Below are 13,795 nucleotides of genomic sequence, written 5' to 3'. Positions count from 1 at the left end.
ACTCCAGAGTCGATCAGGTCGAATGCCCGCGCCAGATGCGGGCATGAAGAGGGTTGAAGCCCATGCGATAGACCAGGTCGGCCGGCGCGTCGATGTCCCAGATCGCCAGGTCGCAGTCCATGCCGGTGCGCAGCCGGCCAAGTCGCGCACTGCGGCCCAGCGCACGCGCCGCTTCGCGGGTGAACCCGGCGATGCATTCGTCCACCGTCATGCGGAACAACGTGGCCGCCATGTTCATCGCCAGCAACGGGCTGGTCAGCGGTGAAGTGCCCGGGTTGCAGTCGGTGGCCAACGCCAGCGGCACACCGGCCGCGCGCAGCGCATCGATCGGCGGCAGTTGGGTATCGCGGGTGAAATAGAACGCGCCTGGCAGCAAGACCGCCACGGTGCCGGCGCTGGCCATCGCATCGACGCCGGCCTGGTCCAGGTACTCGATATGGTCGGCCGACAACGCACCATGGCGTGCCGCCAGTGCCGCGCCGTGCTGGTTGCTCAATTGCTCGGCATGGATCTTGACGCGCAAGCCCTGTGCCTGCGCGGCGACGAACACCTGTTCGGCCTGCGCCGGCGAAAACGCCAGGTGTTCGCAGAAGACGTCGACCGCTTCGGCAAGCCCTTGCGCGGCAATCGCCGGAATCATCTGCGTGCAGACGGCGTCGATGTACTGCTGCGCATCGCTCCCCGGCGGCACCGCGTGCGCGCCGAGAAATGTCGGCACCACTTCCACCTGCCGCAGGGTTGCGAGCTGGCGCGCCACGCGCAGTTGCTTGGTCTCGTCCTCCAGCGTGAGCCCGTAGCCGGATTTGATTTCCAGCGTAGTCACGCCCTCGGCGAGCATGGCATCCAGGCGCGGCAGGCTGGCGGCGAGCAACGCGGCATCGTCTGCGGCGCGGGTGGCGCGCACGGTCGCCACAATGCCGCCACCGGCCGCGGCGATCTGCGCATAGCTGGCGCCGCGCAGGCGTTGTTCGAATTCGTTGGCGCGATTGCCGGCATACACCAGATGGGTGTGGCAATCGATCAGGCCCGGGCTGATCCAGCGCCGCTGGCAATCGTAAGTACTGTCGGCTTCGAACGCCGGTGCCTGCGCTGCCGGGCCGGCATACACGATGCGGCCGTCCCGACAGGCGATCATGCCATCGGTGACGATGCCCAGCCCGCCGTCGGCAGCGTCCAGGGTCATCAGCTGCGCGTTGTGCCAGAGAACGTCGCAATGCATGGCGCAGGCTCGTGGTGTCTGATATGTATATACAATAGATTCGTCAATCGAGGGTGTCCAGTGGCAGATCAACCGGTACAAGCGTTGTGGGCAGCGCGGGCCCTGTTGCCGAGTGGCTGGGCGGGCGGTGTGCGGATCACGCTGGAGCAGGGGCGCATTGCCACGGTGCAGACCGATGCGGCCGCGGCCGCCACCGATACGCGTGCCGAGGTGCTGGTGCCTGGCCTGGGCAACCTGCACAGCCATGCGTTTCAGCGCGGTATGGCCGGCCTGACCGAAGTGGGCGGACGCAGCGGCGACAGTTTCTGGAGCTGGCGCGAACTGATGTACCGCTTCGTCGACCGGCTGGACCCGGACAGCCTGCAGGCAATCGCCGAGCAGGCATATGTGGAAATGCTGGAGAGCGGCTTCACCCGCGTTGGCGAATTTCATTATCTGCACCACACCGTCAGCGGTGCGCCGTACGCGCATGCCGGTGAGATGTCCGAGCGCATCGCCGCTGCGGCCGCCAGTACCGGCATCGGGTTGACCTTGTTGCCGGTGTTCTACGCGCACTCGGATTTCGGCGGGGCTGCACCGAGCGCCGCGCAAAAGCGCCTGATCCACGACATCGATGGGTTTGCGCGCCTGCTCGACGACTGCAGGCACAGCCTCAAGACGTTGCCGGATGCCGTGCTCGGGCTGGCACCGCACAGTTTGCGCGCGGTCACGCCGCAGCAACTGGCGGCACTGGTGCCACTCACCGATGGCCCGATCCACATCCATATCGCCGAGCAGCAGCGCGAAGTCGACGCCTGCCTGGCCTGGTCGGGCCAGCGTCCGGTGCAATGGCTGCTGGCCAACGCGCCGGTGGCGGCGCGCTGGTGTCTGGTGCACGCCACGCATGTGGATGCCAGCGAGCTGCGGGCGATCGCCGACAGTGGCGCGGTGGTCGGGTTGTGCCCGATCACCGAGGCCAATCTGGGCGACGGGCTGTTCCCGATGCAGGCATTCGCTGCGGCTGGCGGGCGCTTTGGCGTGGGTTCGGATTCGAACGTGCTGATCGATGCGGCCGAAGAACTGCGCCTGCTCGAATACGGCCAGCGGCTGCGCCTGCAGGCGCGCAATGTGCTGGCGCCTGCCGACGTTTCGAGCGGGCGCTGGTTGTACGAAAAGGCAAGCGACGGCGCGGCGCAGGCGCTGGGTGTCGCGCAGCACGGGATCCGGGTTGGCGCCGTGGCCGATCTGGTGGAACTGGACACCAGCCATCCGGCCTTGCTCGCACGCAGCGACAACGCAGTGCTGGACAGCTGGCTGTTTGCCGCACGCGCCACTGCGGTGCGGCACGTCTGGCGTGGCGGGCGCCATGTGGTGCGCGATGGGCAGCATGTCGATCGCGCACGGATTGCCTCGCGTTTTGCCGGAGTCTTGCGAACAGTGCTCGGCAATTGAGCCGATGCGCGCACAATGCAGGTCTGACCGGAGACCGCAGCTTTGACCGCTACCCCCATCGCCGCGCCCGGTACCTTGCATCACCGCATCCGGCAGGATATCGAACAACGGATTCATAGCGGCGACTGGCCGCCCGGCCATCGCATCCCGCCCGAACACGAGTTGATGACGCAGTACGGCTGCTCGCGTATGACCGTCAACAAAGTGCTCGGCCTGCTCGCCGATGCCGGCATGATCGAGCGCCGCCGCCGCACTGGCTCGTTCGTCGCCCGGCCGCATCCGCATCTGGAGCAGGTGGCGCTCTCGATCCCGGATATCGAAGTGGAAATGACCACGCGCGGTCATCTCTACACGTTTTCGCTGTTATCGCGCCGGCTGCGCAACGTGCGCCAGCGCGTGCCGCAGGAGCGCGCGTTGGGCAGCACCGGCAAGCTGCTGGCGCTCGATAGCGTGCATCTGGCCGACGGCAGCCCGTTCGCGTTGGAACAGCGCGTGATCGATGTGACCACCGTGCCCGATGCGTTGGCGCAGACGTTCACCGATGTGGCGCCCGGAAGCTGGCTATTGCGCAACGTGCCGTGGACGCGTGCCGAGCACCGCATCAGCGCGGTCAGCGTCGACGCAGCGCAAGCCAAGTGCCTACAGGTCAACGAAGGTGCAGCGTGCCTGGTGATCGACCGCCACACCTGGCGTGGAGATCAACCAGTGACCTACGTTCGCCAGTTGTTTCTGGGTGGCTCGTACGATCTGGTGGCGCGGTTCGCGCCTGGAATGCGTTGAGAGCTGGCGCTAGAACGGTTTAGTTGGACGTCGGTAACGGCGCTGTTGCTGATGGTGGCGAGATCGATAGCGACGTATAGCAGGCATGGTTACCGGCTGCCATCACGCCGGCAAATCGGACGCGAAATACTGCGCGTCGTCGGCCGGGGAATCCGTGTATCGCACCATCGGGCTTATGGAAGATCGTGACTGCGATGGCTGCACGCAGTCGGCCGGTACCTCTGCTTCAGGACACCGCAGACTTGCGGCTCATCGTGCGTACGATTGCTGTTTTGGCTTGATCGGCTAGTTAAGAGTCGCGCCTTTAACGGCTGCAGGTAGTCAGCCGGCACATCTGCGGCAGCCATCGCGCGCTTGCAGCTGATCGTGCTTATGACTGCGCGAGCTTGCAGTTGATCGTGAACACGAGTGTCGTCTCGACCCAGTTGAGCCCGCAGCAAACCGCTGTGTTCAATTGCGCGACTCAGTTCGCTCGTCGTCACCCACCATCAGGCGCAACGCATCAGATCGTGGTGCATTGCCGCCAGCGCACCGGCTCATCCACACCCGGGCGGGGATTGAGCTGCACGCGGACCGTGCGCAGGTAGGGGTAGCGCTCAAGCTCTTTGCAGATCAATGGCCACGCCGCGCTGTCTTCCACAGTGCGATCCACCGCCAGCGTTGCCTGGGTGATCCAGATGCCACGTACCAAGCCCGGTGTTTGCGCCAATGTTTTGGACACCTCGCGTCGATAGCCTTGCAGCGTTGCGTCGTCCGGCTCTGCCGTATTTGCAGACGGTGTTGTGGCGGCAGTCGGCGCTGCAGCTGGCGTCTGCTGCGACGCGCTCCCTGGCGAGGTGGCTGCCGGTGGAGTACGCGGTTCCGCAGCAGCACCTGCACGCGGAGCAGCAACGGTCTGCGCCGGTGCCGGTGCCGGCTCGGGCGGGCGCAACGCGAGCACCGCTAGCAGCGCCAGTGTGGCTAGTGCCGCGCCGGCAATGATGCTGTGGCGGATCGCCCGTCGCCGTGCCGTGTTGACCACGCCGGTTTCCACATCGCCGGGCAGATACGGCTTGAGCAAGGGCCATAGCCGCGTGCCATCCAGGACTTCGATAGACTGTTTTTCTGCGGCCGCCAAGCCTTCGCGCTCCATGCGGCCCTCGGTCACCATCATGCCGCCGCCCGCACCGGCCAGCCGCGCCATCGCCCCCAATTCGTTGACCGCCGCCACGCCGATGCGATAGCCGCGGCCATGCTTGCAGGCCACCAGGCGGGTGCCTTGATCCGTCTGCATCATGAAGTCGGCGGTAGGCAAGCCATCCTGCGGCAGCTGGGTTGGTTGCCAGCCACGCTGGTCCTGCAGAACCCGCAGCACCACGGCGGAAAAGTCGCGCCAATGCATGGCCGCGAGGGCGCGTATGCCAGCGTCGGTTTCGTTGGCGCGGCGTCGCACCAGCCAGAAGTAGGCGGACACCGCAAGCCAAAGCAGCAGTGCAGCCAGGAGCGCCAAGATCCAGGAAGGCATAAGCATCAAGCGAAGGTATGGCGCGTATAACGAATCGGTACGCCTAGAAGAATCCTTCGCGCAGGTTTCGTCAATGGATCGCAGGCGGGGATGTCGCGAGGCGTGACCCAGACAACGAAAGACCCGCCAGTCCGAAGCCGTGAGGGGAGGGGAGCAAACGGACTTCGTGGTACAGGACTGGCGGGTCCATCCCGATTGTCTGAAAAATAATGTTGCTTTGCAACATCGGGCCTGGGTGTGGCGATTGACCAACCAATCGCGTGCAAGCGTGTCTAACGTCGTCGAACTGACACTGCTCGCGCAACATCGTGTGCAATGGGGCAGCCCGTTTTTGAGCCCGTCAACGTGCGCCCTAAGAATGCGTGAAGGGGTCTCAGTAGTGCTAACGGCCCACAGACGGTCCACATCTGAAGGTCTGCACGGGCAACCCACGTGCAGACCCGATTGCGACCGGGATACATCCGCCGCTGGGACGCGTCAGATTTCGCTACCACCTGCGGCGGTGGGGCTTATTCCCCGTCGAACGCAGCGGGATTGCCGATCGCTGACGTGTGGCCTGTCGATGTGCCTTGACCGCTCGCGTCGCTGCTGGCGGCTTGCGCTGCCTGATTGGCGGTGCGGTTGGCCCGCTTGGCGGCGGCGGTGTTGGCCCGTACCTGTGCCTTCAACGATTCGACTTCGCGACGCAGGTTTTCCAGTTCGTCCTGCTCGGGAATGTTGAGCGTACGCAGCACGCCTTTGACGCGGTCGTCGAACGCCTTGCCCAGCTTGTCCCAGCCGCGCACGGCGGTATCGCGGGCCTGCTCGAACTGGGTTTCCACTTCCTCGCGCAGCTCGTCCACGCTGTCGGCGGCCTTGCGCTGCCCGGTGCGCTCATAGGCGGCGCCTTCGCGCACCAGCGAGTCGAACAACTTGCCGCCTTCGCTCTGCACGCGGCCCAGTGCGCCGAGTCCGGCTAGCCACACAGTCTGCGCCGACTCGCCAAGCCGCCGCGAAATCTGCTCTGCCTGGGCCTGGAAGCCCGACGCGGTGGTGTCGCGGTTACCGTTCTGATCGTATCCGGTCGTCATGCGATGCTCCTGTCGATTGCCAAAGTGACGTTGCGTTCACCCTAGTGCCGGCCCTGCATCGGGCAGGTGAAGCGACGCCCGGCCGGCCTGGCCCAAGCATCCGCCCATCGCGTGCGGGGCGGGTGACTTGGCGCTGAAGCAGCAACCGCAACCGCGCTCGCTCAGGCGAGCTTTTCGGAGAGCAGGCGACGGATTTCCGATTCCACCATCGGCTGCACGGCCGACAGCAGGAAGCCAAGCTCGGCCGTCACATGCACCTGCTGCGGCAGCAGCGCGATCGCACCATCCACGCCGGCGCGGGAGATGCGCAAGGTGTCGCCTTCCCAGTGCGAGGCAACTCCGTAGCGATCGGTCAGCTTGCGCGCCGCCTCGTCGATCGCCGCGCGGGCCTGTGCCGGCGGCAGGGAATGGTCGTGGCGGATATCGATGCTGGACATGAGTTGCCTGGGTAAGACGATAAGGAGTCGCGCATTGTGCGCATGCGCGCGCCTGGCTCCAAGTGCGGCGGTGCGCAACGAAGCCACATTGGCGACCAAACCGATTGCGCGGCGAGGCGCGGTGAGCGGCGATGCCTGCGCCTCGAACGCTTGGGCAAGGGATCTCTATAAGCCGGGCTTCGACGGCGCACCGTGCTGGCATCCAACGAATGAGGCCGCGGTTGTTGGCCGCTGGCGCGAGCAAACCTGCTAGGCTGCGGCGGGTGCGCGACCTGCAAGTTCATTTCACTCACCGGCAGCAGCCGGATCATTCCCTCAAGCCCGGCGTCCACCGGATCGTCCGTCATGCCTCCGGCAGCGTGCGGGTGGTGGCTGACGCCCAGGGGGCGCTGCTGTTGGCGCAGTTCTGCCTGGACCAGCGCGGGCTGTGGTTGCAGGTGGCCAACGGGATCCGCGGCATCCACGTCAACGGGCGCCCGGTGCGGCGCATGGCGTTGCTGCGCCCCGGCGATGCGATCTATGCCGACGGCGTAGAGATGCTGTTGCGCAGTGCGCCCTCCAGCGCACCGGCCAACGATGTGCCGGAAGACGATGCCGGCCTGAGCGAAGTCTGCTTGCTATTGCGTGGGCTGGGCGGCCGCCACCACGGGCGCAGCTTCACCCTGGACCGCTCGCGCCTGGTCGGCAGCGACCCGGCGTCGGACATCGTCATCGACGACCCTGCCTTTGCCGCGCAGCACGCGCGCCTCGAGCGTCACGGCGACCGTGTGCTGATCCGCGATCTGGGTTCGGAAGAGGGCAGCTGGATCAACGGCGTGCAGGTGCGCGATGGCTGGCTGCAAGCCGGCGACCAGGTCGTGTTCGATGCCCGCCACCGCTTCGTGGTGGAAGTGCCGCGCATCCATCACGGCACCACCTGGGACATCCCCGATTCCGAACCGCCGCTGCCACCGCGTGCCATCAGCGAGCCGGCACGCGCGCCAATGAAGGTGGCGCGTTGGCCGTGGTTGCTGCTCAGCGCGGTGTTGCTGGCGGCGGCGCTGAGCGCCTTGCTGTGGTTTGGCGCGCGCTGAGTTTCTTCCAGATCCGCCAGCCCAGCAGGACTGCGAGGATGCCGGCATACAGCGCCGGCTCGCGGATATCGGACTTCACCAGCCACCAGAAGTGCAGCACGGCCAGCACGCCGATCGGATAGATCAGCTGATGCAGGCGGCCCCAGTTGCGCTTGAGTCGACGCATCCAGCCCTGGGTCGAGGTGATCGCCAGCGGCAGCAACAGCAACCACGCCGCAAAGCCCACGGTGATGTAGGGGCGCTTGAGAATCTCTTCGAAGATCTGCGTCCAGAAGCCGCGCAGGTCCAGGCTCAGGTACACCGTCAGGTGCACGCTGGCGTAGAAAAAGGCGTACAGCCCCAGCATGCGGCGGAAGCGGATCAGCACGGCCTGGCCGGTGAGCTGGCGTAGCGGCGTGATCGCCAGCGTAATCAACAGAAAGCGCAGCGCCCACAACCCGGTGCGGTGCTCGATCTCGGCCACCGGGTCGGCGCCCAGCGCATCGCTGCCGGTCTGCCACACCTGCCAGAACTGCCAGGCCAGCAAGGCGATCGGCGTCAGTGCGGCGGCATGCACCGCCACCTTGGCGGCAATCAGGGAAGCAGAGGTCTTGGCCATGCGATCTCGAAGAGGGAAGCGATGCCGCGCGGGCATTAACATGCATCGTAGGAGCGCACCCGTGCGCGATGGGCTTTGCTGGTCATGCCCGTCGCGCACGGGTGCGCTCCTACGCGGTGGACATCACTACCTTAGAACCACTTCTTCAGGTCCATGCCCGCATACAGTGATGCCACCTGATCGGCATAGCCGTTGAACGGCTTGGTCGCGATACGTTCGGCAAACAGCTTGCTGGCGGTACCGGCGATGCGGCGCTCGGTCTTCTGGCTCCAGCGCGGATGATCCACCGCCGGGTTGACGTTGGAAAAGAAGCCGTATTCCGACGGCTGCAGATCGTGCCAGGCGGTCTCGGGCATCTTTTCGACGAAGCGAATTTCCACGATCGACTTGATGCTCTTGAAGCCGTACTTCCACGGCACCACCAGGCGCAACGGCGCGCCGTTCTGCTGTGGCAACGGCTTGCCGTACAGGCCAGTGGCCAGCAAGGTCAGCGGATGCATCGCTTCATCGATGCGCAGCCCTTCGCGATAAGGCCAGTCGATCGAGCGATAGCGCACGCCTGGCATCTGCTGCGGGTCGGCCAGGGTGGTGAAGGACACATACTTGGCTTTGGAGGTCGGCGCAAAACGCTTGAGCACCTCGCCCAGCGGCACGCCGGTCCACGGAATCACCATCGACCAGCCTTCCACGCAGCGCAGCCGGTAGATGCGCTCTTCCGGCGTGATGCCCTTGAGCACTTCGTCCAGCGACAGGCTGCCGGGTTTTTCGCATTCGCCGCTCACCTTCACCGACCACGGCGACAGCTTGAGCGTCTTGGCGGCCTTCGACGGATCGGTCTTGTCGGTGCCGAACTCATAGAAATTGTTGTAGCTGGTGACGTCTTCCAGCTTGGTCAATTCTTCGGTGGTGCGGAAGCCGCTACGCGCCTGCGCCGGCGTCACCACCGTCTTGGGCGGTGGCGGCGGGTCGGCCTCGGCGCATCCGGCAATGCCCAGTGCCGGGGTCAGCGCAAACAGCTGCAGCAGCCGGCGCCGATCGCGGTAGACGGACTCATCGGTGATCTCGCTGGACGGCAGTTTGAAAGCATCGCGAAACGACATGGCAGGCTCCGGCAGTGGCTGCAGCGTGAGAGTAGCCCACCGGGGCGGAAGTTCGTCCCGTGGCAGTTACCACGTTACGTGATGCTCAGCCAAAAGGATGCAGCTGCAACTTTTTTGCCCGCTGCCAAGCCGGATGCGCTGCGGCATACTAGAAGGCTAGCTCGACAAGGTGTGCCATGACACGCGCGTTCAATTTCAGTGCCGGCCCTGCGACATTGCCGGAATCGGTCCTGCGGCAGGCGCAGGCGGAGATGGTCGAGTGGAACGGCGTTGGCGCCTCGATCGTGGAAATCAGCCACCGCAGCGCCGATTTCATGGCGGTAGCGGCCGCGGCCGAAGCTGATCTGCGCAGTTTGTTGTCGATTCCCGACGACTACGCGGTGCTGTTTACCGCCGGTGGCGCCACCACCATCCAGGCACTGTTGCCGTTGAATTTCGCCGCGCCCGGACAGGCCGCCGATTATGTGATCACCGGGCACTGGGGCAAGACCGCGATCAAGCAGGCGGCGCCGTACGTGGATGCGCGCATTGCCGCAGACGCGCAGGCAGATGGGTTTATCGACATCCCGCCGGTGGCCAGCTGGACCTTGTCGCCGCACTCGGCCTACGTGCACATCACCGCCAACGAGACTATCCACGGCGTGGAGTTTCGCGACACGCCGGATGTCGGCACCTTGCCGCTGTTCGCCGATTTCAGCTCGTCGATTGCGTCCGAGCCGCTGGACATTTCGCGTTATGGGCTGATCTACGCCGGTGCGCAAAAGAATCTGGGCCCGGTCGGCATTTCGGTGCTGATCGTGCGCCGCGATCTGCTGGAGCGCGCCGGCCAATCGCGTGCGGACATCTTCAACTACGCCTCGCATGCCGCGCGCGATTCGATGCTCAACACCCCGCCGACCTGGAACTGGTACCTGCTCGGGCTCACCGTGAAGTGGATGCTGGAACAGGGCGGGGTGGAAGAGTTCGCGCGTCGCAATGCCGAGAAAGCCGCGTTGGTGTACGGCGCCATCGATGGTTCGGGCGGCTTCTATCGCAACCTGATCAAGCCGGCGGTGCGCTCGCGCATGAACATCCCGTTCTTTCTGCCGAACGAGCAACTGGACGCGTTGTTCGTCAGCGAATCCAAGGCCGCCGGTCTGTTGGCACTGAAGGGGCACAAAGCCGTCGGCGGCATCCGCGCCTCGCTTTACAACGCCATGCCGGTGGCCGGCGCGCAAGCGCTGGCGGCTTTCATGCACGATTTTCAGCAGCGTCACGGCTGAGTTCCAACTTCGACCGCGGCGCAGGCCGCGCAGGCGCTTGCGCCGTTTCTCAAGGAATGCCCAGCGATGGCTCCCAAGTCCAATAAACCCACTGCTGCCAAGGGCAGCAAGACCAAAGCAGCGCGCACGTCTGCGGACACATCGGCGACCAAACAGGTGGCCAAGCCCGCGACCAAGCCGGACAAGGCCATCGGCAAGCCGGCCGCCGCCGCACCGGTGCTGGCCGATGTGCGCGCCAAGATCGACGCGATCGACCGCAACATCCAGGAATTGATCGCCGAGCGCGCCAACTTTGCCCATCAGGTCGGCAAGGCCAAGGGCAAGCTCGCCGCAGCGGTGGATTACTACCGCCCCGAGCGCGAAGCGCAGGTGCTGCGCATGGTGGTGGACCGCAACGAAGGCCCGCTCAGCGATGAAGTGCTGGTGCACGTGTATCGCGAAATCATGTCCGCGTGTCTGGCCCAGCAGGAGCCGTTGAAGATCGGTTACCTCGGCCCGGAAGGGACCTTCAGCCAGCAAGCCGTGCTCAAGCATTTCGGTCGCTCGGCGGTGGGCTTGCCGATGGCGACCATCGAAGAAGTGTTCCAGGAAGTGGAAGCCGGCAACGCCGATTTCGGCGTGGTGCCGGTAGAGAATTCGGGGCAGGGCACCATCCAGGTCACGCTGGATATGTTTCTGACTTCCAACCTGAAAATCTGCGGCGAAGTCGAGCTGCGCGTGCATCAGTATCTGCTCTCGCGCAACGGCCGGCTGGAAGACATCGAGCGCATCTACGCGCATTCGCAATCCTTCGCGCAGACCGCCGGTTGGCTGCGCTCGCACCTGCCCAAGGTCGAGAAGCTTGCGGTCTCCAGCAATGCCGAAGGCGCGCGGCGCGCACGCAATGCTGAAGATGCTGCAGCCATCGGCGGCGAGAGTGCGGCGCATGTGTATGGCTTGAAGAAAGTCATCATGAAGTCGATCGAAGACGACGACGACAACACCACGCGCTTTTTGGTGATTGGCCGGCAGATCTTCCCTTCGTCCGGGCACGACCGCACGTCGGTGCTGGTGTTCATCCACGACAAGCCGGGCGCGCTATTCGATGTGCTCAGCCCGTTCGCGCGGCACGGAATCAGCATGAATCGCATCGAGTCGCGACCCTCGCACCAGGCCAAGTGGGAATATGGGTTCTTCATCGATCTGGTCGGCCATGTGGAAGACGATGCGATGAAGCAGGCACTGGCCGAGCTGGAAGCGCATTCGGCGCAGATCAAGGTGCTGGGCTCGTATCCGGTGGCGATTCCCTAAGCGCTCGATCACCTGCCCAACTGGCGCGCCGCCGCTCTGGCGATGACGGCGCTGCCATCTCTATACCAAGCGCATCGCCTGCATGGCGGCGGCGCAGCAATCGGATCATTCGCATGAGCAGCAGCACGCAATACTGGATCGCGAAGCAGGGCAGCGCATTGCGCGGTACGTTGGCCATTCCCGGCGACAAGTCGGTGTCGCATCGTGCGGTGATGTTTGCCGCACTGGCCGATGGCATCTCGCAGATCGACGGGTTTCTCGAAGGCGAAGACACGCGCTCCACAGCAGCCATTTTCGCCACGCTGGGCGTGCGGATCGAAACGCCGTCGGCATCGCAGCGCATCGTGCATGGCGTTGGCGTGGACGGCTTGCAGCCGCCCACCGAGGCACTGGATTGCGGCAACGCCGGCACCGGTATGCGCCTGCTCGCCGGCCTGCTGGCCGCGCAGCGCTTCGACAGTGTGCTGGTCGGCGATGCGTCCTTGTCCAAGCGGCCGATGCGGCGCGTGACCGGCCCGTTGGCGCAGATGGGCGCGAAGATCGAGACGCAGGACGATGGCACGCCGCCCTTGCACGTGCACGGCGGTCAGGCATTGCACGGCATCGACTTTGTGTCGCCGGTCGCCAGTGCGCAGGTCAAGTCGGCCGTGCTGCTGGCAGGCCTGTATGCGCAGGGCGAGACCTCGGTGACCGAGCCGCACCCCACGCGTGACTACACCGAGCGCATGTTGTCTGCGTTTGGCGTGGAGATCGCGTTCTCGCCGGGAAAGGCGCGCCTGCGCGGCGGCCAGCGCTTGCGTGCGACCGACATCGCAGTGCCTGCGGATTTTTCGTCGGCAGCGTTTTTCATCGTGGCTGCCAGCATCATTCCCGATTCGGAAGTCGTGCTGCGCGCAGTGGGCTTGAATCCGCGTCGTACCGGGCTGCTGGCCGCGCTGCGCTTGATGGGCGCGGACATCACCGAGGAAAACCATGCCGAACACGGTGGTGAACCGGTGGCCGATCTGCGCGTGCGCTATGCGCCATTACACGGTGCGCAGATCCCCGAAGCGCTGGTGCCGGACATGATCGATGAGTTCCCTGCCTTGTTCGTCGCCGCTGCGGCTGCAAACGGCAAGACCGTGGTTACCGGCGCGGCAGAACTGCGGGTCAAGGAGTCGGATCGCCTGGCCGCCATGGCGACCGGCCTGCGCACGCTCGGCGTGCAGGTCGATGAAACCCCGGATGGCGCCACGATTCACGGCGGCGCGATTGGCAGTGGCGTGATCGAAAGCCACGGCGATCACCGCATTGCGATGGCGTTCGCCATCGCCGGGCAGCGTTCGACCGGCACCGTGCAGGTGAACGACATCGCCAACGTCGCCACCTCGTTCCCGGATTTCGACACCCTGGCGCAGGGCGCCGGTTTTGCGCTTAGCGCTGAAAACAAAACGTAGCGAGCAGTTGTCAGCTGGGTGTGGACGGCGCGGAGGAACCGCAGTGGACGAACGGCGCATGCCGAACCGATCACCGGCCGCGCCCGTCTGGCGCTGAGCACCGTCGTTTTTGTTCGCTGCTCTTAGCGCTCTGGGCTGAACTCGACCGGCACCTGCACGCTGCTGACCACCGCGTGGCCGTCGCGCGTGGCCGGTTCGAAGCGCCACTGGCGCAGGCTGTCGGTCACCGCTGCGTCCAGTCGCGGGTCGTTGCTGCCGCTGCGGTCGACGATGGTTACCGCGCGCACCTCACCCTGGATGTCGAGCTGCATGCGGGCGGTGCGACTGCCCTGAATGCCGGCGCGTGCAATTGCCGCCGGGTAGCTGGGCATCGCGTTGCCCGGCAGCGGCTTCGCATCCACGCTGCTGACCGCCGCGCGCACCGGCTCATGCGGAATCATGGTCATCGCGCGTGGGCCATCGGTGCTGGGCAGAATTTGCCGGCTGGTGACAGGCGCGACGCGGGTATCGGTGGCGAACGACTCGTCGCCATGGCGAGCCCACCACCACGTAGGGACGACCACCAACAAGGCGATCAGCGTCGCCCACAGCCAGG

General features: G+C 65.3%; 12 protein-coding genes, 1 other RNA gene and 1 pseudogene. 6 read left to right on the top strand and 8 right to left on the bottom strand.

Annotation, left to right across the window (positions count from 1 at the left end; genetic code table 11):
- Nucleotides 1–13: 13 nt before the first annotated feature.
- Nucleotides 14–1,219 (bottom strand): imidazolonepropionase, encoded by a 1,206-nt coding sequence (gene hutI, locus VC212_RS00340; protein WP_323514037.1) that lies wholly within the window; start codon nucleotides 1,217–1,219, stop codon nucleotides 14–16.
- A gap of 60 nt (nucleotides 1,220–1,279) precedes the next feature.
- On the opposite strand from hutI, the gene VC212_RS00335 reads away from it, so the two are divergent.
- Nucleotides 1,280–2,650, top strand: coding sequence for a formimidoylglutamate deiminase (locus VC212_RS00335; protein ID WP_323514036.1), 1,371 nt, complete (start codon nucleotides 1,280–1,282; stop codon nucleotides 2,648–2,650).
- A 42-nt stretch (nucleotides 2,651–2,692) separates the two neighbouring features.
- A complete protein-coding gene (gene hutC / locus VC212_RS00330) occupies nucleotides 2,693–3,430 on the top strand; it encodes a histidine utilization repressor (RefSeq protein ID WP_055844604.1) in 738 nt (245 codons plus the stop codon).
- 502 nt (nucleotides 3,431–3,932) lie between these two features.
- Here hutC and VC212_RS00325 read toward each other — a convergent pair.
- The 3 genes from VC212_RS00325 to VC212_RS00315 all read right to left on the bottom strand — a co-directional run bounded on the left by VC212_RS00325 (nucleotide 3,933) and on the right by VC212_RS00315 (nucleotide 6,441).
- On the bottom strand, nucleotides 3,933–4,940 hold the full coding sequence (locus VC212_RS00325; RefSeq protein WP_323514035.1) for a restriction endonuclease: 1,008 nt from the start codon (nucleotides 4,938–4,940) through the stop codon (nucleotides 3,933–3,935).
- 503 nt (nucleotides 4,941–5,443) lie between these two features.
- The gene (locus tag VC212_RS00320) at nucleotides 5,444–6,004 is read right to left on the bottom strand and encodes a phasin family protein (RefSeq protein ID WP_323514034.1); all 561 of its coding nucleotides are present in this window, start codon (nucleotides 6,002–6,004) and stop codon (nucleotides 5,444–5,446) included.
- A gap of 161 nt (nucleotides 6,005–6,165) precedes the next feature.
- The gene (locus tag VC212_RS00315; RefSeq protein ID WP_055844595.1) at nucleotides 6,166–6,441 is read right to left on the bottom strand and encodes a polyhydroxyalkanoic acid system family protein; all 276 of its coding nucleotides are present in this window, start codon (nucleotides 6,439–6,441) and stop codon (nucleotides 6,166–6,168) included.
- Between the two features lie 263 nt (nucleotides 6,442–6,704).
- Between VC212_RS00315 and VC212_RS00310 the strand changes: the two genes are divergently transcribed.
- Nucleotides 6,705–7,514, top strand: a complete 810-nt coding sequence (locus VC212_RS00310) for an FHA domain-containing protein (protein ID WP_055844591.1) — start codon at nucleotides 6,705–6,707, stop codon at nucleotides 7,512–7,514.
- On the opposite strand, the gene msrQ is transcribed toward VC212_RS00310, so the two are convergent.
- Both msrQ and msrP read right to left on the bottom strand, forming a co-directional pair.
- Nucleotides 7,456–8,112, bottom strand: a complete 657-nt coding sequence (gene msrQ, locus VC212_RS00305) for a protein-methionine-sulfoxide reductase heme-binding subunit MsrQ (protein ID WP_115527551.1) — start codon at nucleotides 8,110–8,112, stop codon at nucleotides 7,456–7,458. The genes VC212_RS00310 and msrQ overlap by 59 nt on opposite strands.
- 131 nt (nucleotides 8,113–8,243) lie before the next feature.
- Nucleotides 8,244–9,212 (bottom strand): protein-methionine-sulfoxide reductase catalytic subunit MsrP, encoded by a 969-nt coding sequence (gene msrP / locus VC212_RS00300; protein ID WP_055844587.1) that lies wholly within the window; start codon nucleotides 9,210–9,212, stop codon nucleotides 8,244–8,246.
- Between the two features lie 176 nt (nucleotides 9,213–9,388).
- Between msrP and serC the strand changes: the two genes are divergently transcribed.
- The 3 genes and pseudogenes from serC to aroA all read left to right on the top strand — a co-directional run.
- Nucleotides 9,389–10,474, top strand: a complete 1,086-nt coding sequence (gene serC, locus VC212_RS00295; RefSeq protein ID WP_115527553.1) for a 3-phosphoserine/phosphohydroxythreonine transaminase — start codon at nucleotides 9,389–9,391, stop codon at nucleotides 10,472–10,474.
- Between the two features lie 66 nt (nucleotides 10,475–10,540).
- A complete protein-coding gene (pheA, locus tag VC212_RS00290; RefSeq protein WP_323514033.1) occupies nucleotides 10,541–11,764 on the top strand; it encodes a prephenate dehydratase in 1,224 nt (407 codons plus the stop codon).
- Nucleotides 11,765–11,877: 113 nt separating this feature from the next.
- Nucleotides 11,878–13,161: pseudogene (aroA, locus tag VC212_RS00285) on the top strand (3-phosphoshikimate 1-carboxyvinyltransferase); the annotation flags it as partial.
- A 23-nt stretch (nucleotides 13,162–13,184) separates the two neighbouring features.
- Here the strand turns inward: aroA and VC212_RS00280 are convergent.
- Both VC212_RS00280 and VC212_RS00275 read right to left on the bottom strand, forming a co-directional pair.
- A non-coding RNA gene (locus VC212_RS00280) (sX9 sRNA) lies at nucleotides 13,185–13,260 on the bottom strand.
- Nucleotides 13,261–13,322: 62 nt separating this feature from the next.
- A complete protein-coding gene (locus VC212_RS00275; RefSeq protein ID WP_323514260.1) occupies nucleotides 13,323–13,790 on the bottom strand; it encodes an energy transducer TonB in 468 nt (155 codons plus the stop codon).
- Nucleotides 13,791–13,795: the final 5 nt, after the last annotated feature.

The organism is Xanthomonas sp. WHRI 8932A (genome assembly GCF_035012785.1).
Taxonomy (GTDB): Bacteria; Pseudomonadota; Gammaproteobacteria; order Xanthomonadales; family Xanthomonadaceae; genus Xanthomonas.
This window is presented reverse-complemented; position numbering and strand designations above follow the sequence as displayed.